This is a genomic window from Streptomyces sp. SudanB182_2057 (assembly GCF_964272715.1).
In the GTDB taxonomy this organism is placed as follows: domain Bacteria; phylum Actinomycetota; class Actinomycetes; order Streptomycetales; family Streptomycetaceae; genus Streptomyces; species Streptomyces rubradiris.
On sequence record NZ_OZ186798.1, the window covers coordinates 4,285,596 to 4,305,120 of the forward strand.

The following is a 19,525-nucleotide window of genomic DNA, read 5'->3' on the forward strand; positions in this document are numbered from 1 at the left end:
GGACCGGGGGTCTTCTCGCTGGTGGGGCTAACAGGATTTGAACCTGTGGCCTCATCCTTATCAGGGATGCGCTCTAACCAACTGAGCTATAGCCCCGCCGCGCCTTGCGGTGTGTGTCCCGCGCGCTGACTCCTGAAGATTAGCGCACGACACCGTCAGTCCCAAAATCGGTTGTCGGGGGACCGTCAGGACGCCGCTGGTCGGCGCGTCACTCGTCCTCCGCGAGGGTCAGCTCGATGCCGCCCACGAAGCCGGCGGAGAGGTTGTAGATGAACGCGCCGAGGGTCGCCAGCGCGGTCGCCAGGACCACGTCGATGACCGCGATGACCGACGTGAACGTCAGGACGTGCGGAAGGGAAAGGAACGCCTGGAGGTCGAAGCCGTTGGCCTCGTTGGAGCCGGTCGCCTCCGAGATCGTGCCGCCGACCGTCGAGAAGACGCCCATCGCGTCCATCACCATCCACAGCACCGCCGAGGCGACGATCGTGCAGATGCCGAAGGCGATGGAGAGCAGGAAGCTGACCTTCATCACCGACCACGGGTCGGCCTTGGCCACCCGCAGCCGCGCCTTGCGCGTGCGCGGCGCCGTCGGCCGCGTCCCCGTGCGCGGCTTGCGGACCGCGCCCTGCGCCGGGTAGGCCTGCGGCGGGTGGTACGGGCCCGCGGGCTGCTCCGGGTGCCGCTCGCCGGGCAGCGGCGACGCCGTCCGTGCCTCGCCGGCCGGGCCTCGGGTGTCCGTCACCGTTCCCCCCTGGGATCCAGACGTACGGGAGGAGTCCGCCTCGGACCCCTTCACCGGCTTCAGGTTGGTCGTGTGCGGGTCGCTCGCACTTGCCGCACGCGCGGCGGAGCCACGGCCGCCGCCGTCCGTTTCCGTACCCGTGGAGGTACCGGCCGATCCGGCGCCCGTGGCTCCGCTCACGTGACTCACTCCTCGTGCTACTCGGCCGAGGGTGCCTCACCCTCGTCCGTGCCGGTGGTCGCGGCATCCTCGGCGGTCTCGTCCACGGCCACGTCGCCGTCGACTTCCTCCGCCTCGCGCCCGGCCTCGGCGTTACGTGCGATACCGACCACGGCATCGCGCTTGCCCAGGTTGATCAGTTGGACGCCCATGGTGTCACGGCCCGTCTCCCTGACCTCGCTGACTCGCGTACGAATCACACCGCCGGAGAGGGTGATCGCGAGGATCTCGTCGTGCTCCTCGACAATCAGCGCGCCGACGAGCGAACCGCGGTCCTCCACGATCTTGGCGGCCTTGATGCCGAGGCCGCCGCGGCCCTGGACGCGGTACTCGTCGACGGCGGTCCGCTTCGCGTACCCACCGTCGGTGGCAGTGAACACGAACGTACCGGGTCGGACGACATTCATCGAGAGAAGCTCGTCGCCCTCGCGGAAACTCATGCCCTTGACACCGGAGGTGGCGCGGCCCATCGGGCGCAGGGACTCGTCCGAAGCGGTGAACCTGATCGACTGCGCCTTCTTGCTGATCAGCAGCAGATCGTCGTCGGCGGAGACCAGCTCGGCACCGATCAGCTCGTCGTCGCCGCCGTCCTCGCGCTCACGCAGGTTGATCGCGATGACACCGCCGGAGCGGGGCGAATCGTAATCCTTCAGTGGCGTCTTCTTGACCAGACCGGACTTGGTCGCCAGCACCAGGTACGGCGCCGCCTCGTAGTCCCGGATCGCCAGGATCTCCGCGATCGCCTCGTCCGGCTGGAAGGCCAGCAGGTTCGCCACGTGCTGGCCGCGCGCGTCCCGGCCGGCCTCGGGCAGCTCGTACGCCTTCGCCCGGTACACCCGGCCCTTGTTGGTGAAGAACAGCAGCCAGTGGTGCGTGGTGGAGACGAAGAAGTGGTCGACGATGTCGTCTTCCTTCAGCTTCGTGCCGCGCACGCCCTTGCCGCCGCGCTTCTGCGCCCGGTAGTCGTCCGTCTTCGTCCGCTTGACGTAACCGCCGCGCGTGACGGTGACGACGATGTCCTCCTCGGCGATCAGGTCCTCGATGGACATGTCGCCCTCGTACGGGATCAGCTTGGTCTGGCGGTCGTCGCCGAACTTCTCGACGATCGCGGCCAGCTCCTCGCTGACGATCCCGCGCTGGCGGACCGGCGAGGCCAGGATCTCGTTGTACTCGTTGATCTTGGCCTGGAGCTCGTCGTGCTCCTGGACGATCTTCTGCCGCTCCAGGGCCGCCAGGCGCCGCAGCTGCATCTCCAGGATCGCGTTGGCCTGGATCTCGTCGATCTCCAGCAGGTCCATCAGGCCGCCGCGCGCGATCTCGACCGTCTCGCTGCGCCGGATCAGCGCGATGACCTCGTCGATGGCGTCCAGGGCCTTGAGCAGACCGCGCAGGATGTGCGCCCGCTCCTCGGCCTTGCGCAGCCGGAACCTGGTCCGGCGGACGATGACCTCGATCTGGTGCGTCACCCAGTGCCGGATGAACGCGTCCAGCGACAGCGTGCGCGGCACGCCGTCCACCAGTGCCAGCATGTTGGCGCCGAAGTTCGTCTGCAGGTCGGTGTGCTTGTACAGGTTGTTCAGCACGACCTTGGCGACCGCGTCCCGCTTCAGGACGATCACCAGGCGCTGGCCGGTGCGGGACGACGTCTCGTCGCGGACGTCCGCGATGCCGCCGATCTTGCCGTCCTTCACCAGGTCGGCGATCTTCTGCGCGAGGTTGTCCGGGTTCACCTGGTACGGCAGCTCGGTGACCACCAGGCACTGACGGCCCTGGATCTCCTCGACCTCGACCACCGCGCGCATCGTGATGGAGCCGCGCCCGGTGCGGTACGCCTCCTCGATGCCCTTGCGGCCCACGACCAGGGCCCCGGTCGGGAAGTCCGGGCCCTTGATGCGCTCCATGAGCGCGTCCAGCAGCTCCTCGTGGGAGACGTCCGGGTTCTCCAGGTACCACTGGGCGCCGGCCGCGACCTCGCGCAGGTTGTGCGGCGGGATGTTGGTGGCCATGCCGACCGCGATCCCGGCCGAACCGTTGATCAGCAGATTCGGGAAGCGGGCCGGCAGGACGGTCGGCTCCTGGGAGCGGCCGTCGTAGTTGTCCGTGAAGTCGACGGTCTCCTCGTCGATGTCGCGGACCATCTCCATCGACAGCGGCGCCATCTTGCACTCGGTGTAGCGCATGGCCGCCGCCGGGTCGTTGCCCGGGGAGCCGAAGTTGCCGTTGGAGTCCACCAGCGGCATCCGCATCGACCACGGCTGGGCGAGGCGCACCAGGGCGTCGTAGATCGAGGAGTCGCCGTGCGGGTGGTAGTTGCCCATGACGTCGCCGACGACGCGGGCGCACTTGTAGAAGCCGCGCTCGGGGCGGTAGCCGCCGTCGTACATCGCGTACAGCACACGGCGGTGGACGGGCTTGAGACCGTCCCGGACGTCCGGCAGCGCGCGGGAGACGATGACGGACATCGCGTAGTCGAGGTACGAGCGCTGCATCTCCGTCTCGAGCCCGACGGGCTCGACACGCATCGCGAGTTCGCCGCCCTCTTCCGGGGTGACGGGAGTGTTCTCGTCGGCCATTGCTGGTGAAGATCCTTCCTGGTGCGGTCAGCTGAGACCGACTCAGATGTCGAGGAAGCGGACGTCCTTGGCGTTGCGCTGGATGAACTGGCGGCGGGCCTCCACGTCCTCGCCCATGAGGACCGAGAACAGGTCGTCGGCCTGGGCGGCGTCGTCGAGGGTGACCTGGCCGAGGACCCGGTGCTCCTGGTCCATGGTGGTCACGCGCAGCTCCTCGGCGTTCATCTCGCCGAGACCCTTGAAGCGCTGGATGGAGTCCTCGCGGATGCGCTTGCCGCGCTGGCGGCCCATCTCGATCAGCGCGTCGCGCTCGCGGTCCGAGTAGGCGTACTCCACGTCGTCCCGGCCCCACTTGATCTTGTACAGCGGCGGGCGGGACAGGTACACGTGCCCGGCCTCGACCAGCGGCCGCATGAAGCGGAACAGGAAGGTCAGCAGCAGGGTGCTGATGTGCTGGCCGTCGACGTCGGCGTCCGCCATCAGGATGATCTTGTGATAGCGGAGCTTCTCGATGTCGAAGTCCTCGTGCACACCCGTGCCGAAGGCCGAGATCAGCGCCTGGATCTCCTGGTTCTGCAGGATCTTGTCGATCCGCGCCTTCTCCACGTTCAGGATCTTGCCGCGGATCGGGAGGATCGCCTGGTACTGCGGGTTCCGGCCGGACTTGGCCGAGCCGCCGGCGGAGTCACCCTCGACGATGAAGATCTCGCACTTGGCCGGGTCGTTGGACTGGCAGTCGGCCAGCTTGCCCGGCAGCGACGCCGTCTCCAGCAGGCCCTTGCGGCGGGTCAGGTCGCGCGCCTTGCGGGCCGCCACGCGCGCGGTGGCCGCCTGGATGCCCTTGCGGATGATGTCCGCGGCCTCGACCGGGTTGCGGTCCAGCCAGTCGTTGAGGTGTTCGTAGACCGCCTTCTGCACGAAGGTCTTGGCCTCCGTGTTGCCCAGCTTGGTCTTGGTCTGGCCCTCGAACTGCGGCTCGCTCAGCTTGACCGAGATGATCGCGGTCAGGCCCTCGCGGATGTCGTCGCCGGTGAGGTTGTCGTCCTTCTCGCGCAGCAGCTTCTTGTCGCGCGCGTACTTGTTGATCAGGCTGGTCAGCGCCGCGCGGAAGCCCTCTTCGTGGGTGCCGCCCTCGTGGGTGTGGATGATGTTCGCGAAGGAGTACACGCCCTCGCTGTAGCCGCTGTTCCACTGCATGGCGACCTCGAGGGACAGGCTCTTGTCCTTGTCCTCGGCCTCCAGCGAGACGACCGTCGGGTGCACCGCGTCCCCCTTGCGGGAGTTGAGGTACTTCACGAAGTCGACGATGCCGCCCTCGTAGTGGTACGTGACGGTCTTGACCTCGGCCTTCTCGTCGGCGCCCGCCTCGTCCGCGCCGCTGGTGGCCTTGGCCGACTCGCGCTCGTCGGTGAGCCGGATCGTCAGGCCCTTGTTGAGGAACGCCATCTCCTGGAAACGCCGGGACAGCGTCTCGAAGGAGTACTCGGTGGTCTCGAAGATCTCCGGGTCGGCCCAGAAGGTGACCGACGTGCCGGTCGCCTCGATCGCCTCGTGCTTGGCCAGCGGGGCCGTCGGCACGCCCATCTTGTAGTCCTGCGTCCAGCGGTGGCCGTCGGTCCTGACCTCGACGGCGACCTTCGTGGACAGCGCGTTCACCACGGACACGCCCACACCGTGCAGACCGCCGGAGACGGCGTAGCCGCCGCCGCCGAACTTGCCGCCCGCGTGCAGCACGGTCAGCACGACCTCGACGGCCGGCTTGCCCTCGGAGGGCACGATGCCCACGGGGATGCCACGGCCGTTGTCCACGACGCGCACACCGCCGTCGGCGAGGATCGTGACGTCGATGGTGTCCGCGTAGCCGGCCAGCGCCTCGTCGACCGAGTTGTCGACGACCTCGTACACCAGGTGGTGCAGACCGCGCTCGCCCGTGGAGCCGATGTACATGCCGGGCCGCTTGCGGACCGCGTCCAGCCCTTCGAGCACGGTGATGGCGCTGGCGTCGTACGAGGCTGAGGCCGCGCCGGACTCGGTGGCCTCGCCGTTCACGCCGGCGTCGGTGGACGGGATGTTCTCGTTGGGGTTGCCGGAATCGGCCACGAAGCGCCCTTTCTGGCACAGCACGAGCCGGGCTCGTCGGCAGGTTGCCGGAGCGGCTGCGGCATGTTGCGTTGGTAAGCCTTGATCAGCGTTGCTCAGCTTTTCCCGGGCGGTCCCCACGTTGGGGCGGGATTGTCTTCCAGTCTACCGGTAGCACTGACATCGATGGGGGTTTGCGGGCACCTGAGCTCCCATGTGCCGCCCTGAACCGGTCTCGGCCGGGTCCCGATATACGGATGGGGGCTCCAAGGGGCTCACAGCGGCACTCAGCGCTTCGCGTCGTCAACCCGTGGCTACTGGCGGGTCAGAAGGCGGTCGGGCGACGGTCCGGGCCCGGCCGCCGCCGCCTCGTACGGCCACGACGGCCTTCCCCCGCGCCCGCACGGACGTGAGGTACGTCACCCGTACGTATCGCCGGGTCCGGTGCTGCCCGGCGCCCGCAGCGGGCCGTAGCGGCGGGCCGGGCCGCCCGGGTTGAGCACCTTGATCATCCGTACGCTGCCCTGCCCGAGATCCTGGTTCAGCCGGGCCACCAGCGCGGGCGCGAGGTGCCGCAGCTGGGTCGCCCAGGCCGTGGAGTCGCAGGCCACGACCAGCACCCGCTCGTCCTCGTCGTACCGCTGCGGCACGCAGTGCTTGGCCAGGTCCTCGCCGACGATCTGCGGCCAGCGGCCCATCACCCCGCCCACCGCGGCGGGCGTCTCCCAGCCGCGCTCGGTGATCAGCCGGTTGATCGCCGACCCCAGCTTCAGCGGGTCGCGTCCGTCGGCGCGGGCCCCGGAGCGCAGGCCGCCGCCGCGCCGGGCCTGCTTCTTCTGCCGTGCCGCGTCGCCACGCGCGCGTGCCTGCTCCTTCGCGGCGCGCAACGCCACGCGCGCGAGGTCGACACCGGAGGGCTCCTTCGGGCCCGGGGCCCGCGCCGCTCGAGGGGTGCCCGCTGCCGGGTCCTCGGTGCTCATACGCGCTCCACCGTCCCGCCGGCCACCGCGTACCGGGCGCCGGCCAGCACATGGGGTACGTCGTCGTCCACGGCGGCGGTGACCAGCACCTGCTCGCCGGGGGCGACCAGTTCCGCCAGCCGTTCCCGGCGGCGGGCGTCCAGCTCCGCGAAGACGTCGTCCAGGATCAGCACCGGCTCGTTGCCCTCCGCGCGCAGCAGGTCGTAGGAGGCCAGCCGGAGGGCGAGGGCGTAGGACCAGGACTCGCCGTGCGAGGCGTAGCCCTTGGCGGGCAGCTGCCCGAGTTTCAGCAGCAGCTCGTCCCGGTGCGGGCCGACGAGGGTGACGCCCCGCTCGATCTCCTGCTTGCGCGCCTCGGCGAGGGCCGCCATCAGCTGCTCGTACAGTTCCTCGCGGCTGTGGGCCTCGCCCGGCGCCGACGGCTTGTACTCCAGCGCCACCGGACCGCCGCCCGGGGCCAGCTGTTCGTACGCCTTGTCGGCCAGCGGCTGGAGCGCCGCGATCAGGTCGAGCCGCTGGACGAGCACCTCGGCGCCCGCGCGCGCCAGATGCTGGTCCCACACGTCGAGCGTGGACAGATCCATGGAGCGCCCACCGTGCCGGCGCGCGAGGGCGGCCGACTTCAGCAGGGTGTTGCGCTGCTTGAGCACCCGCTCGTAGTCGGAGCGCACGCCCGCCATCCGCGGGGACCGCGCGGTGACCAGTTCGTCGAGGAACCGCCGCCGCTCACCCGGGTCGCCCTTGACGAGGGCGAGGTCCTCGGGCGCGAACAGCACGGTCCGTACGATCCCCAGCATGTCCCGCGGTCTGACCTGCGAGGACCGGTTGACGCGGGCGCGGTTGGCCCTGCCCGGGTTCAGCTCCAGCTCGATCAGCTGCTGCCGGTCGCCCTGGCGGACCTGGGCCCGGACGATCGCTCGCTCGGCGCCCATGCGCACCAGCGGCGCGTCGGAGGCGACCCGGTGGCTGCCGAGCGTGGCCAGGTAGCCGACCGCCTCCACCAGGTTGGTCTTGCCCTGCCCGTTGGGTCCGACGAAGGCGGTGACGCCCGGGTCGAGCGGGACCTCGGCCCGGGCGTACGAGCGGAAGTCGGCCAGCGAAAGATGCGTGACGTGCATGGTCGTCCCGCCGACCTCCCTGCTTGTGCTGCGGCTTACTTCTTCTCTACGGCGTGGCCGCCGAACTGGTTGCGCAGCGCGGCGATCATCTTCATCTGCGGCGAGTCCTCCTGCCGGGAGGCGAACCGCGCGAACAGCGAGGCGGTGATCGCCGGCAGCGGCACGGCGTTGTCGATGGCCGCCTCCACCGTCCAGCGTCCCTCACCGGAGTCCTGTGCGTACCCGCGCAGGGCCTCCAGGTGCTCGTCCTCGTCGAGGGCGTTGACCGCGAGGTCCAGCAGCCAGGACCGGATGACCGTGCCCTCCTGCCAGGAGCGGAAGACCTCGCGGACGTTCTCCACGGAGTCGACCTTCTCCAGCAGTTCCCAGCCCTCGGCGTAGGCCTGCATCATGGCGTACTCGATGCCGTTGTGGACCATCTTCGCGAAGTGGCCCGCGCCGACCTTGCCCGCGTGCACCGAGCCGAAGTCGCCCTCCGGCTTCAGGGCGTCGAAGACCGGCTGCACCTTGGCGACGTTCTCCGCGTCGCCGCCGTACATCAGCGCGTACCCGTTCTCCAGGCCCCACACGCCACCGGAGACACCGCAGTCGACGAAGCCTATGCCCTTGGCGGCCAGCTCCTCGGCGTGCCGCTCGTCGTCGGTCCAGCGGGAGTTCCCGCCGTCCACGACCACGTCACCGGGCTCCAGCAGCTCGGCGAGCCGGTCGATGGTCGACTGGGTGGGCTCGCCCGCCGGGACCATCACCCAGACCACGCGCGGGCCGCTGAGCTTGCCCACAAGCTCTTCCAGGCTGTGGACATCCGCGACGTCCGCGTTGCGGTCGTACCCGATGACGGTGTGGCCCGCGCGGCGGATCCGCTCGCGCATGTTGCCGCCCATCTTGCCGAGGCCGACGAGACCGAGCTCCATCAGTTGTGTTCCTTAGGTCGCTGTGTGCGTGAGAGGCACCGAGGTGCCGAGCCGAGCCTAAACCCGGACGCTCACGCACAGCTGTGGGCATACGCGCTCATGCGAGACCCGCGCTGACCTGCGAAAACGGGACCACGAGCGGTCGTGGTCCGCCCCGCGCGCGGGGCCGCGGCACCCGCCCGGGCGCGGTGCCGGGCATCCACAGGGACGCCCGGCTCCGTGCACACCTGTGGAAAACGTCAGCCGCTGAGCCGGACCGGCATGATCAGGTACTTGTACGCGTCGTCGGCCTCCGCGTCCACCGCCGGCTTCCCGCTGAGCAGCGCCGGCTTCGTGGACGTGGTGAACGACAGCTGCGCCACCGGCGAGTCGATCGCGCTCAGGCCGTCCAGCAGGAACGTCGGGTTGAAGGCGATCGAGATGTCGTCGCCCTCCAGCTGGGCGTCGACCCTTTCCACAGCCTGTGCGTCGTCGCTGGAGCCGGCCTCCAGGATCAGCACGCCCTGCTCGAAGCTCAGCCGCACCGGGGTGTTCCGCTCGGCGACCAGGGCCACGCGCTTGACCGCCTCCACGAACGGCGCGGTCTCGATCACGGCGACGGAGTTGAACTCGGTCGGGAACAGCGTCCGGTACTTGGGCAGGTCGCCCTCCAGCAGACGCGTGGTCGTACGCCGCCCGGCGCCCTCGAAACCGATCAGGCCCTCACCGGCACCGGCCCCGGCCAGCGCCAGCGTGACGCTGTCCCCGGCGCCCAGCGACTTGGCGGTGTCCAGCAGCGTCTTGGCCGGGACCAGGGCGACCGCGGAGGCGTCCGGGTTCTCCGGCTTCCACAGGAACTCGCGGACCGCGAAGCGGTAGCGGTCGGTGGAGGCCAGGGTGACCGTGTCGCCCTCGATCTCGATGCGCACACCGGTGAGCACCGGCAGCGTGTCGTCCCGGCCGGCGGCGATGGCCACCTGGGAGACGGCCGCGGCGAAGACCTCGCCGGGGACGGTGCCGGTCGCGTTCGGCATCTGCGGCAGGGCCGGGTACTCCTCCACGGGCAGGGTGTGGAGGGTGAACCGGGAGGTGCCGCAGACCACGGTCGCCCGTACACCGTCTGTGGAAATCTCCACCGGCCGGTTGGGGAGGGCGCGGGAGATGTCGGCGAGCAGCCGGCCGGACACCAGGACGGTGCCCTCCTCCTCGACCTCCGCCTCGACGTTCACCCGCGCGGAGACCTCGTAGTCGAAGCTCGACAGACTCAGCTGGCCGTCCTCGGCCTTGAGCAGCAGGCCGGCGAGGACAGGCGCCGGCGGACGGGCCGGGAGGCTGCGTGCCGCCCAGGCCACTGCCTCCGCGAGTACGTCGCGTTCCACCCGGATCTTCACCGTAAGCCGCCTCCTGCTGTTGCTACTGAGTCCTCCGACTCGGTGTCACCGCCGCCTGGGACGGGAAGGACACCGGGGACCAGTCTGACGCACGGCACTGACAGTAGGTGCCCGTCGGGGTCAAGTCGGTCCGGGCGGCAGCCGGGCGCGAGAGGGCGAGTTGTGCACAGCCCCCGCTTCAAAACGATTGCCGAGCTCTCTCTAGTCGGGAGTAGTAGTAGGGCCTGTGGATACGGTGGATAACCACGTTTGCCCAGCTCAGCACGGGTTTTTTATCCACCGACCCTGTGGGTGGAGGCAGTGGACAACCTGGGCTCTCTGTGGAGAACGGAAAGTTCTGCACACACCGCCCACAGGCTGAGGGCAGTTCTCCCCAGCTGTGTCCCCAGGAATACCCAGGTTTCCCACAACCCAATCCGGCAGCTTCCTGTGACGCCTTTCACTCGACGCGGTGAGCGGGGGCGTCGGGTTGCCGAACAGTGGACAGCCATGTGGAGAAGCCCGGGTTTGCTGGGGACAACCGCCCCCAGCCTGTGGGGTACCGGTGGAAAACGCGACACCCGGCCTGGGGACAAGGTAGTTATCCACAGTCTGTGGAGATCGTTCGTCCACGAATCCACAGGCCCGTGAGCTGGGCGGATCCCCCAGGGCCAGCCTCCCTGTGGACGGAGTTCGGGACAACTTCGCGGTCCCCAGTCTGTGGACGGAAGAAAGTCGCCGAATCTGTGGAGGAAGGCCGTAACCAGGCAGGTAATCGAACAAGGGATGACGGGGAGGAAACGGCCCGCGGCGCCGTATGCGGCGCCGCGGGCCCCCGCTGAGGGCGTCTGGGGAGTCGCGAGGGGGGTGCCGGAGGCCCCCGCAGGGGCCTGGCTCGTCGTCGGCCGCGTGCGGGAGGCCGTCGGCCTCCCGTGGGCCGTACGGGCCCGGAACGGCGAAGGGCGCCCCGGAGGCAGTGGTGTGCCCCGGGGCGCCCTCCGCGCCCGCGTACGGCCCGCTCAGCCGTTCTTGATGCGGTTGGTCAGCTCGGTGACCTGGTTGTAGATCGAGCGCCGCTCGGCCATCAGCGCGCGGATCTTCCGGTCGGCGTGCATCACGGTGGTGTGGTCCCGGCCGCCGAACTGCGCGCCGATCTTCGGCAGCGACAGGTCCGTCAGCTCGCGGCACAGGTACATCGCGATCTGCCGCGCGGTCACCAGCGCGCGCCCGCGCGAGGTGCCGCACAGGTCCTCCACCGTCAGCCCGAAGTAGTCCGCGGTGGCCCCCATGATCGCCGTCGCGGTGATCTCCGGCGCGCTGTCCTCGCCGCCGGGGATGAGGTCCTTCAGGACGATCTCGGTCAGGCCCAGGTCCACCGGCTGCCGGTTGAGCGACGCGAACGCCGTCACCCGGATCAGCGCGCCCTCCAGCTCACGGATGTTCCGCGAGATCCGGGAGGCGATGAACTCCAGCACCTCCGGCGGCGCGTTCAGCTGCTCCTGGACCGCCTTCTTGCGCAGGATCGCGATCCGCGTCTCCAGCTCGGGCGGCTGGACGTCGGTGATCAGGCCCCACTCGAAGCGGTTGCGCAGCCGGTCCTCCAGCGTGACCAACTGCTTGGGCGGCCGGTCGCTGGAGAGCACGATCTGCTTGTTGGCGTTGTGGAGGGTGTTGAAGGTGTGGAAGAACTCCTCCTGCGTCGACTCCTTGTCCGCGAGGAACTGGATGTCGTCGACGAGCAGGATGTCCATCTCGCGGTAGCGCTTGCGGAAGCTGTCGCCCTTGCCGTCGCGGATGGAGTTGATGAACTCGTTGGTGAACTCCTCCGAGCTGACGTACCGCACGCGTGTGCCCGGGTACAGGCTGCGCGCGTAGTGCCCGATGGCGTGCAGCAGATGGGTTTTGCCGAGCCCGGACTCCCCGTAGATGAACAGCGGGTTGTACGCCTTCGCCGGCGCCTCGGCGACCGCGACCGCCGCCGCGTGCGCGAAGCGGTTGGAGGCGCCGATCACGAACGTGTCGAACAGGTACTTGGGGTTCAGCCGCGCGGTCGGCTCGCCGGGGCCGCTCGCGGGCGCCGGCTGCGCGGCCAGCGGGCCGGGGGCGCCGGTGGAGGGCCCGTCCGGACGGCCGGGGCCGCCGCGGTGCGCGGCCGGATCGGGCAGCTCACGGCGGACCGGGTCGCGCTGGTCGTACTCGGTCCGGGACGGGTCGTACTCGCCCCGCCCGGAGTCGTACTCGCCGCGCTGCTGCTCGTACGGCGGCCGGTCCATGCCCTGTGGACGGTAGTCCTGGGACGGCGCGCCGTACGCGTCCGCACCGGAGCCGTAGCCGTCCTGGGAGGACGGCGAGGCGTACGGGTCCCGCTCGGGGAAGCCGAGCCGGGGCTGCTGCCAGGCGTAGTCGTCCTGCCCGGGACGCGGCCAGGCGCCGGGCTCGGGCCGCTGGTACTCGGACGGGTAGACCGGGCGGACCGTGGGGAGCTGGTCGCGGGCGGGCGGGTGCTGCTCGGAGTGCTGCTCGCCGCCCGGCTGCTCCCCGCCGCGGGACCGGCCGTACCCCTCGTACGGCCCCGAGGGCAGCTCCGGCTCCTCGTAGCGCGGCTTCGCCGGCTGCTGGATAGGAGGCGGCGGGGGTTCGCCCGCGGAGTCGTCCACGGTGATCGCGATCCGGATCGGACGTCCGCACTCCCGGCTCAGGGTCTCGCTGACGACGGGCGCCAGGCGCCCCTCCAGCACGCCCTTCGCGAATTCGTTCGGCACCGCGAGAAGGGCGGTGTCCGCGACCAGCGCGAGCGGCTGGCAGCGCCGGATCCAGTGCTCGTCCTTGGTCTCCACGCCCTGACCGCGGCCCTCGCCGAGCAGCTGTTCCAGTACTCGCGGCCACACTGCGGCAAGATCGGCAGGTACGTCAGCCACAGGGCACGCTCTCTCACAGGTCCCACGAACGTGTGGTTCGGGGACGGGTCGGGATGAAAATCGGGTCGGGCGGGGATAAGGGAACGAATCGGAGTCCAGCCACGGTAGTCAGCGCGGCGGGTACGGTTCAAGTTGTTGTCCCCAGCCTGTGGACAGTGTCCCCCGCCGACCCTCGGTTTGACCGGACGGCTCGGCCCCGCGTACCGTAACCAGGTCGAGTTGTCGATGGCTGCTGCCGCCTGCCTCCGATGGGCACAGGTCACGTCAGGTGATCGGGAAGCGGTGCACTCGGGCGTGACGCGAGCTACTCGTGGGCGCACGGTGACAGCCAGGACGGCACCCCGCCACTACCGATTTTCTGGAGCCCCCGAGTGAGCAAGCGCACCTTCCAGCCGAACAACCGTCGTCGCGCGAAGACCCACGGCTTCCGGCTGCGTATGCGCACCCGTGCCGGCCGCGCGATTCTCGCGTCCCGCCGTAGCAAGGGTCGCGCCCGTCTGTCCGCCTGATCCCGGTCAGGTCATGACATCGTGCTGCCCACCGAGAACCGGCTGAGGCGGCGCGAGGACTTCGCGACCGCGGTACGACGAGGGCGCCGGGCAGGCCGCCCGACGCTCGTCGTCCACCTTCGTAGCGGTGCAACGGACCCGCACGCGCCTGGGGAGAGCGCTCCCCCGACGCGTGCGGGTTTCGTCGTCAGCAAGGCCGTGGGTGGCGCGGTCGTGCGCAACAAAGTGAAGCGCAGACTGCGCCATCTGATGCGTGACCGAGTCGGCCTGTTTCCCCCCGGTAGCCTGGTAGTCGTACGAGCGCTGCCCGGAGCGGGCGACGCAGACCACGCACAGCTGGCCCGAGACCTGGACGCCGCCCTTCAGCGGCTACTGGGAGGGGGCGCGCGATGAAGTACCCGCTGCTGGCTCTGATCAAGCTGTACCAGTGGACGATCAGTCCGCTGCTGGGGCCGGTATGCAAGTACTACCCGTCGTGCTCCCATTACGGCTACACGGCCATCGACCGGCACGGTGCCGTCAAAGGGACCGCACTGACCGCCTGGCGCATCCTGCGGTGCAATCCGTGGTCGCCGGGTGGCGTGGACCATGTTCCGCCGCGTAAGCGTCCGCGGTGGCACGAAATGCTGCGCGACGCCTGGCGCGCACGCAGGGGCGGGTCCTCCGCCGCCGAAACGGCCACCGAAGCGAAGCCACCAACGGAGTCTCCTTCGAGCCCGGCCGCAGAGACCTCGTCCCATGCCCAAGGAGCATGATTAGTGGACACGATTGCCAGCCTTTTCAGTTTCATCACCTGGCCCGTCTCCTGGGTCATCGTCCAGTTCCACAAGGTGTACGGGGCGATCTTCGGACCTGACACCGGGTGGGCCTGGGGCCTGTCCATCGTGTCCCTGGTGATCCTGATCCGCATCTGCCTGATCCCGCTCTTCGTGAAGCAGATCAAGGCGACCCGCGCGATGCAGACGCTCCAGCCGGAGATGAAGAAGATCCAGGAGCGCTACAAGAACGACCGGCAGCGTCAGTCCGAAGAGATGATGAAGCTGTACAAGGAGTCGGGCACCAACCCGCTCTCCTCGTGCCTTCCCATCCTGGCGCAGTCCCCGTTCTTCTTCGCCCTGTACCACGTGCTCGCTGGCATCGCGTCGGGCAAGAAGATCGGCGTCATCGACGCCGATCTGCTCGAGAGCGCCCGGAACGCGCACATCTTCGGCGCCCCGCTGGCCGCCAAGTTCTTCAGCAGCGAGAGCCAGGTCAGCGCCCTGCACGCCTCGCTGACCGACGTCCGCGTCGTGACCGCGATCATGATCGTGCTGATGTCGGCGTCGCAGTTCTACACGCAGCGCCAGCTGATGACGAAGAACGTCGACACCACCGTGAAGACGCCGTTCATGCAGCAGCAGAAGATGCTGATGTACATCTTCCCGGTCATGTTCGCCGTCCTCGGTGTGAACTTCCCGGTCGGTGTCCTCATCTACTGGCTGACCACCAACGTGTGGACCATGGGCCAGCAGATGTACGTCATCCACAACAACCCGACCCCGGGTTCCAAGGCCCAGGCCGCCTACCTGGAGCGCCTGACCAAGCACGTCACGCAGCACGGCAAGATCCGCCGGCGCAGCGAGAAGGCCATCGTGAAGGCGATCGTCGCCAAGGGCCGCGACCGCAACGAGTACGAGCGCAAGTTCGTCAACGCGCTCAGCAAGGCCGGTCTCGCCGCCCAGACCGACGGCACCGTGTCGAAGAGCGTGGCCCAGGCCGCGGCGGAGTCCGAGGACGGCGCCGCCGTCGGTACCGCCACGGCCACCGCCACCCGGCGTCAGCAGCCCAAGCGCCAGAGCAAGTCCCAGCGCCAGTCCGGCGGGACCAAGACGGGCGACTCCCTGTCGCTGGAGAAGTCCGACGCGCCGCAGGACGCCAAGCCCGCGGCTGCCAAGCAGCCCCAGAAGCCCGGCTCCGGCACCCGCAGCAAGGCCCAGTCCGGCCAGCGCAAGGGTGGCCCGCAGCGGCCCAAGTCCCCGTCCAAGAAGTAAGAAGGAGCCCATCCCGTGACGGAAGGCACCACCTCCGCCGCTGCCGAGGGTGCAGACACCCTCACCCGCCTGGAGCAGGAGGGTGAGATCGCGGCGGACTACCTGGAGGGTCTGCTGGACATCGCCGACCTCGACGGCGACATCGACATGGACGTCGAGGCCGACCGCGCCTCCGTGTCGATCATCAGCGACACCGGCAGCCGTGACCTGCAGAAGCTGGTCGGCCGGGACGGCGAGGTGCTGGAGGCCCTGCAGGAGCTGACGCGGCTGGCCGTGCACCGGGAAACCGGTGACCGCAGCCGGCTGATGCTGGACATCGCGGGCTACCGCGCCAAGAAGCGCGCCGAGCTGTCCGAGCTGGGCGCCAAGGCCGCCGCCGAGGCGAAGAACACCGGCGAGCCCGTGAAGCTCAAGCCGATGACCCCGTTCGAGCGCAAGGTCGTGCACGACGCGGTCAAGGCCGCCGGGCTGCGCAGCGAGTCCGAGGGCGAGGAGCCGCAGCGCTTCGTCGTCGTGCTGCCCGCCTGATCGGCCCCCGTTCCACCGGCCCCGTCTGTTGCGCAGGCGGGGCCGAACTTTGTCAGCCTGGTAGTTCTGGTGGCCGGTGCGCGAAGCGCCGGCGCTGTACGGAAGGACGGTCCCCGTGACGGAGGCAGCGGAGCTTCCCCCCGCGCCCGAGCAGGCGCGGGAAGTATTTGGTGAGCGCTTCGCCGATGCGGTCCGCTATGCGGAGCTGCTCGCCGAGGCAGGCGTGCAGCGCGGCCTGATCGGCCCGCGGGAAGTGCCCCGCCTGTGGGAGCGGCACCTGCTGAACTGCGCGGTGCTCTCCGAGGCCGTTCCGGAGGGGGTGACGGTCTGCGACGTCGGCTCCGGCGCGGGGCTGCCGGGCATCCCGCTGGCCCTGGTCCGCGACGATCTCAACATCACCCTGCTGGAACCCCTGCTGCGGCGCACCAACTTCCTCACCGAGGTCGTCGAGCTGCTCGGCCTGGACCATGTCACCGTGGTGCGCGGCCGGGCCGAGGAGGTCATGGGCAAGCTGCCGCCGGTCCATGTGGTGACGGCACGGGCCGTGGCCCCGCTGGACCGCCTGGCCACCTGGGGCATTCCGCTGCTGCGCCCGTACGGCGAGATGCTGGCGCTCAAGGGGGACACCGCCGAGGAGGAGCTGAAGGCGGCGGCCACCGCGCTGAGCAAGCTCGGGGCGGTGGAGACGTCCATCCTGCATGTGGGTGAGGGCGTGGTGGACCCGCTGTCCACCGTGGTACGGGTCGAGGTCGGTGAGAGCCCGGGCGGTGTGCGCTTCGCCGCCAAGCGGGCCAAGGCCGCCCGCACGGGTCGGGCCCGCCGACGCCGCTGAGCCGGAGGACGAGGGGGCGTCGGCGGGCCGGAGGGGCCGGCCGACGCTGACCCGTCCTGACGACGGGACGTACTCCACACAAGCTGCCGAACCCGGGCGAGCCGGAGTGTCGCAAAGGCCGGGTCGCAGCGGCTGTGCATCGTGTTTCACGTGAAACGTCGCTCACTGCTGCACGGCATCATCAGTCGTGGCCGCGCTGCGGCCGAACCGCGCGACCGGAAGCCCCTCGGCGCACTCGGAGAGGATCCCGCTTCCCCGGAGGTCCCGACCCGCTCCCTGGGAGCTTCGCCCCGCCCTCCGGAGCCCTCGCCCCGTGCCCCGGAGATCACGCCCCGCTCCCCGGAGGCTTCGTCCCTCTTCAGGGGCACGGAGTTGTCCACAGAGGTGGATTTCTCCACAGATGGTCAGGCCTCACTGGTTCACGACCCCGAAGACATGGGAGGCTCTGTTCATCGCGAGCCTGAAGTCGAGGAGAGTGAATCCTTGCGGTCCGACGCCAACATCGCGGGACCGATGACCGATCCGGTCCCCGGTCCCCGTACCGAGTCGATGGGAGCGGATGTTTCACGTGAAACACCGCCCCCGATGGACGACACTCCCATCGGTCGAGCGGCCCAACTGGCGGTGGAGGCTCTCGGCCGCGCCGGCGCAGGCCTGCCGCGACCGGAGCAGACCCGAGTCATCGTGGTCGCCAACCAGAAGGGCGGCGTGGGCAAGACGACGACGACCGTCAACCTTGCCGCCTCGCTGGCCCTGCACGGTGGCCGGGTCCTGGTGATCGACCTCGACCCGCAGGGCAACGCGTCCACCGCCCTCGGGATCGACCACCACGCCGAAGTTCCCTCCATCTACGACGTGTTGGTGGAGAGCAAGCCCCTCGCCGAGGTGGTCCAGCCCGTCATCGACGTCGAGGGCCTCTTCTGCGCCCCGGCCACCATCGATCTCGCCGGTGCGGAGATCGAGCTGGTGTCCCTGGTGGCCCGGGAGAGCCGGCTGCAACGGGCCATCCAGGCGTACGAGCAGCCGTTGGACTACATCCTCATCGACTGCCCGCCCTCGCTGGGCCTGTTGACGGTCAACGCGCTCGTCGCGGGCGCCGAGGTGCTGATCCCGATCCAGTGCGAGTACTACGCGCTGGAGGGCCTCGGTCAGCTCCTGCGCAACGTCGACCTGGTGCGGGGGCACCTCAACCCCGCCCTGCATGTGTCGACCATCCTGCTCACCATGTACGACGGCCGGACGCGTCTCGCCTCCCAGGTCGCGGAAGAGGTGCGCAGCCACTTCGGTGACGAGGTGCTGCGGACGAGCATTCCCCGCTCGGTCCGTATCTCCGAGGCGCCGAGTTACGGGCAGACGGTGTTGACCTACGATCCAGGATCGAGCGGCGCCCTCTCCTATCTTGAGGCGGCCCGCGAAATCGCGCTGAGGGGCGTCGGCATCAGCTATGACGCGAGCCAGGCCCACATCGGCGCCCAGAAAGACCAGAGCATGGTGGAGGGGATCCAGTGAGTGAGCGACGGAGGGGGCTGGGCCGTGGTCTCGGCGCACTGATCCCCGCTGCCCCGACCGAGAGGACGCCGGCCTCCGCGGCGCTGGGGGGTGGAGGCTCCACCTCCCCCGCGGCCGTCCCGGTGCTGTCCGGCGACCGCGGAGTGGCCGCGGCCAAGATGGCCACGCTGCCGCCCGCCGCACAGGACATCGACGCGGTGCCGGCGAGCCCCGCCGTCGAGGCGCCGGCACCCCCGTTGGGCGCCCACTTCGCCGAGATCCCCCTGGACGCCATCACCCCGAACCCCCGCCAGCCGCGCGAGATCTTCGACGAGGACGCGCTTCAGGAGCTGGTCACCTCCATCAAGGAGGTCGGCCTGCTGCAGCCCGTCGTGGTGCGGCAGCTGGGCCCCGGCCGGTATGAGCTGATCATGGGCGAGCGCCGCTGGCGCGCGTGCCGTGAGGCCGGCCTGGAGGCCATCCCGGCCATCGTGCGGGCCACGGAGGACGAGAAGCTCCTCTTGGACGCGCTGCTGGAGAACCTCCACCGCGCGCAGCTGAACCCGATCGAAGAGGCCGCTGCCTACGACCAGCTGCTGAAGGACTTCAACTGCACCCACGACCAGCTGGCCGACCGGATCGGGCGCTCCCGCCCGCAGGTCTCCAACACGCTGCGTCTGCTGAAGCTGTCGCCGACCGTGCAGAAGCGGGTGGCCGCCGGGGTGCTCTCGGCCGGCCATGCCCGGGCGCTGCTGGCCGTGGAGGACTCCGAGGAACAGGACCGGCTGGCCCATCGGATCGTCGCCGAGGGCCTGTCGGTGCGGTCGGTGGAAGAGATCGTGACCCTGATGGGCTCACGGTCCCAGAAGGCCTCGCGCTCCCGGGGGCCCCGGGCGGGTTCCGTGCCTTCCCCGGCGCTGAGCGAGCTGGCCACCCGGCTCTCGGACCGGTTCGAGACCCGGGTGAAGGTCGAGCTGGGGCAGAAGAAGGGCAAGATCACCGTCGAGTTCGCCTCCGCCGAGGACCTCGAAAGGATCCTCAGCACGTTCGCCCCGGGCGAGAAGCTGGCCCTTCAGAAGAGCCTTCAGGACGGCGACGGCGACGAGACGCAGGGCTGATTCCCCAGCCTTGATGTCCTTCGGGGACCGTGGAGCGGGCTGTGTCCGGTGTGTACCGGAACACGGCCCGCTCTTTGCTTTGGCACGGTATCTAGTGAATCGGATCGTGGATACGATGCGATCAGTTAGGG

16 protein-coding genes and 1 tRNA gene are annotated in these 19,525 nt (G+C 69.6%); 8 read left to right on the forward strand and 9 right to left on the reverse strand.

Going from position 1 to position 19,525, the window contains the following annotated elements; all coding sequences use genetic code 11:
* Positions 1-19 precede the first annotated feature (19 nt).
* The 9 genes from ACSURM_RS18680 to dnaA all read right to left on the reverse strand — a co-directional run bounded on the left by ACSURM_RS18680 (position 20) and on the right by dnaA (position 12,889).
* Positions 20-96: transfer RNA gene (locus tag ACSURM_RS18680), tRNA-Ile, on the reverse strand.
* A gap of 112 nt (positions 97-208) precedes the next feature.
* A complete protein-coding gene (locus tag ACSURM_RS18685) occupies positions 209-922 on the reverse strand; it encodes a DUF3566 domain-containing protein (protein WP_436956459.1) in 714 nt (237 codons plus the stop codon).
* Positions 923-939: 17 nt separating this feature from the next.
* Positions 940-3,534, reverse strand: coding sequence for a DNA gyrase subunit A (gene gyrA, locus ACSURM_RS18690; RefSeq protein ID WP_436956461.1), 2,595 nt, complete (start codon positions 3,532-3,534; stop codon positions 940-942).
* Positions 3,535-3,576: 42 nt separating this feature from the next.
* On the reverse strand, positions 3,577-5,658 hold the full coding sequence (gene gyrB, locus ACSURM_RS18695) for a DNA topoisomerase (ATP-hydrolyzing) subunit B (protein ID WP_436956463.1): 2,082 nt from the start codon (positions 5,656-5,658) through the stop codon (positions 3,577-3,579).
* A gap of 374 nt (positions 5,659-6,032) precedes the next feature.
* The gene (locus ACSURM_RS18700) at positions 6,033-6,593 is read right to left on the reverse strand and encodes a DUF721 domain-containing protein (RefSeq protein WP_436956465.1); all 561 of its coding nucleotides are present in this window, start codon (positions 6,591-6,593) and stop codon (positions 6,033-6,035) included.
* Positions 6,590-7,711, reverse strand: coding sequence for a DNA replication/repair protein RecF (gene recF, locus ACSURM_RS18705; RefSeq protein ID WP_436956467.1), 1,122 nt, complete (start codon positions 7,709-7,711; stop codon positions 6,590-6,592). Before recF ends, ACSURM_RS18700 begins: the two co-directional genes overlap by 4 nt.
* A 35-nt stretch (positions 7,712-7,746) precedes the next feature.
* Positions 7,747-8,622: a phosphogluconate dehydrogenase (NAD(+)-dependent, decarboxylating) gene (gnd, locus tag ACSURM_RS18710; protein ID WP_359041241.1), complete on the reverse strand. Its 876-nt coding sequence runs from the start codon at positions 8,620-8,622 to the stop codon at positions 7,747-7,749.
* Between the two features lie 239 nt (positions 8,623-8,861).
* The gene (dnaN, locus tag ACSURM_RS18715) at positions 8,862-9,992 is read right to left on the reverse strand and encodes a DNA polymerase III subunit beta (RefSeq protein WP_030615171.1); all 1,131 of its coding nucleotides are present in this window, start codon (positions 9,990-9,992) and stop codon (positions 8,862-8,864) included.
* A gap of 998 nt (positions 9,993-10,990) precedes the next feature.
* Entirely contained in the window at positions 10,991-12,889 is a 1,899-nt protein-coding gene (gene dnaA, locus ACSURM_RS18720; protein WP_436956469.1) for a chromosomal replication initiator protein DnaA, read from the reverse strand.
* A 371-nt stretch (positions 12,890-13,260) separates the two neighbouring features.
* Here dnaA and rpmH point away from each other — a divergent pair, with 371 nt between their 5' ends.
* From rpmH to ACSURM_RS18760, 8 genes are all read left to right on the forward strand, one after another.
* Entirely contained in the window at positions 13,261-13,398 is a 138-nt protein-coding gene (gene rpmH / locus ACSURM_RS18725; protein ID WP_003956500.1) for a 50S ribosomal protein L34, read from the forward strand.
* A 21-nt stretch (positions 13,399-13,419) separates the two neighbouring features.
* A complete protein-coding gene (rnpA, locus tag ACSURM_RS18730) occupies positions 13,420-13,791 on the forward strand; it encodes a ribonuclease P protein component (protein WP_078637608.1) in 372 nt (123 codons plus the stop codon).
* On the forward strand, positions 13,788-14,153 hold the full coding sequence (gene yidD, locus ACSURM_RS18735) for a membrane protein insertion efficiency factor YidD (RefSeq protein WP_078637607.1): 366 nt from the start codon (positions 13,788-13,790) through the stop codon (positions 14,151-14,153). The genes rnpA and yidD overlap by 4 nt, the downstream gene beginning before the upstream one ends.
* A gap of 3 nt (positions 14,154-14,156) precedes the next feature.
* A complete protein-coding gene (yidC, locus tag ACSURM_RS18740; RefSeq protein ID WP_436956471.1) occupies positions 14,157-15,428 on the forward strand; it encodes a membrane protein insertase YidC in 1,272 nt (423 codons plus the stop codon).
* 15 nt (positions 15,429-15,443) lie between these two features.
* Positions 15,444-15,956 (forward strand): protein jag, encoded by a 513-nt coding sequence (locus tag ACSURM_RS18745; RefSeq protein WP_436956472.1) that lies wholly within the window; start codon positions 15,444-15,446, stop codon positions 15,954-15,956.
* A 115-nt stretch (positions 15,957-16,071) separates the two neighbouring features.
* Complete coding sequence (gene rsmG / locus ACSURM_RS18750) at positions 16,072-16,788, forward strand: 16S rRNA (guanine(527)-N(7))-methyltransferase RsmG (protein WP_030615158.1); 717 nt, start codon at positions 16,072-16,074, stop codon at positions 16,786-16,788.
* A gap of 435 nt (positions 16,789-17,223) precedes the next feature.
* Positions 17,224-18,297 carry a ParA family protein gene (locus ACSURM_RS18755; protein ID WP_189995325.1) on the forward strand — a complete coding sequence of 358 codons (1,074 nt, stop codon included), beginning with the start codon at positions 17,224-17,226 and terminating at the stop codon, positions 18,295-18,297.
* A complete protein-coding gene (locus ACSURM_RS18760; protein ID WP_436956473.1) occupies positions 18,294-19,394 on the forward strand; it encodes a ParB/RepB/Spo0J family partition protein in 1,101 nt (366 codons plus the stop codon). Before ACSURM_RS18755 ends, ACSURM_RS18760 begins: the two co-directional genes overlap by 4 nt.
* Positions 19,395-19,525: the final 131 nt, after the last annotated feature.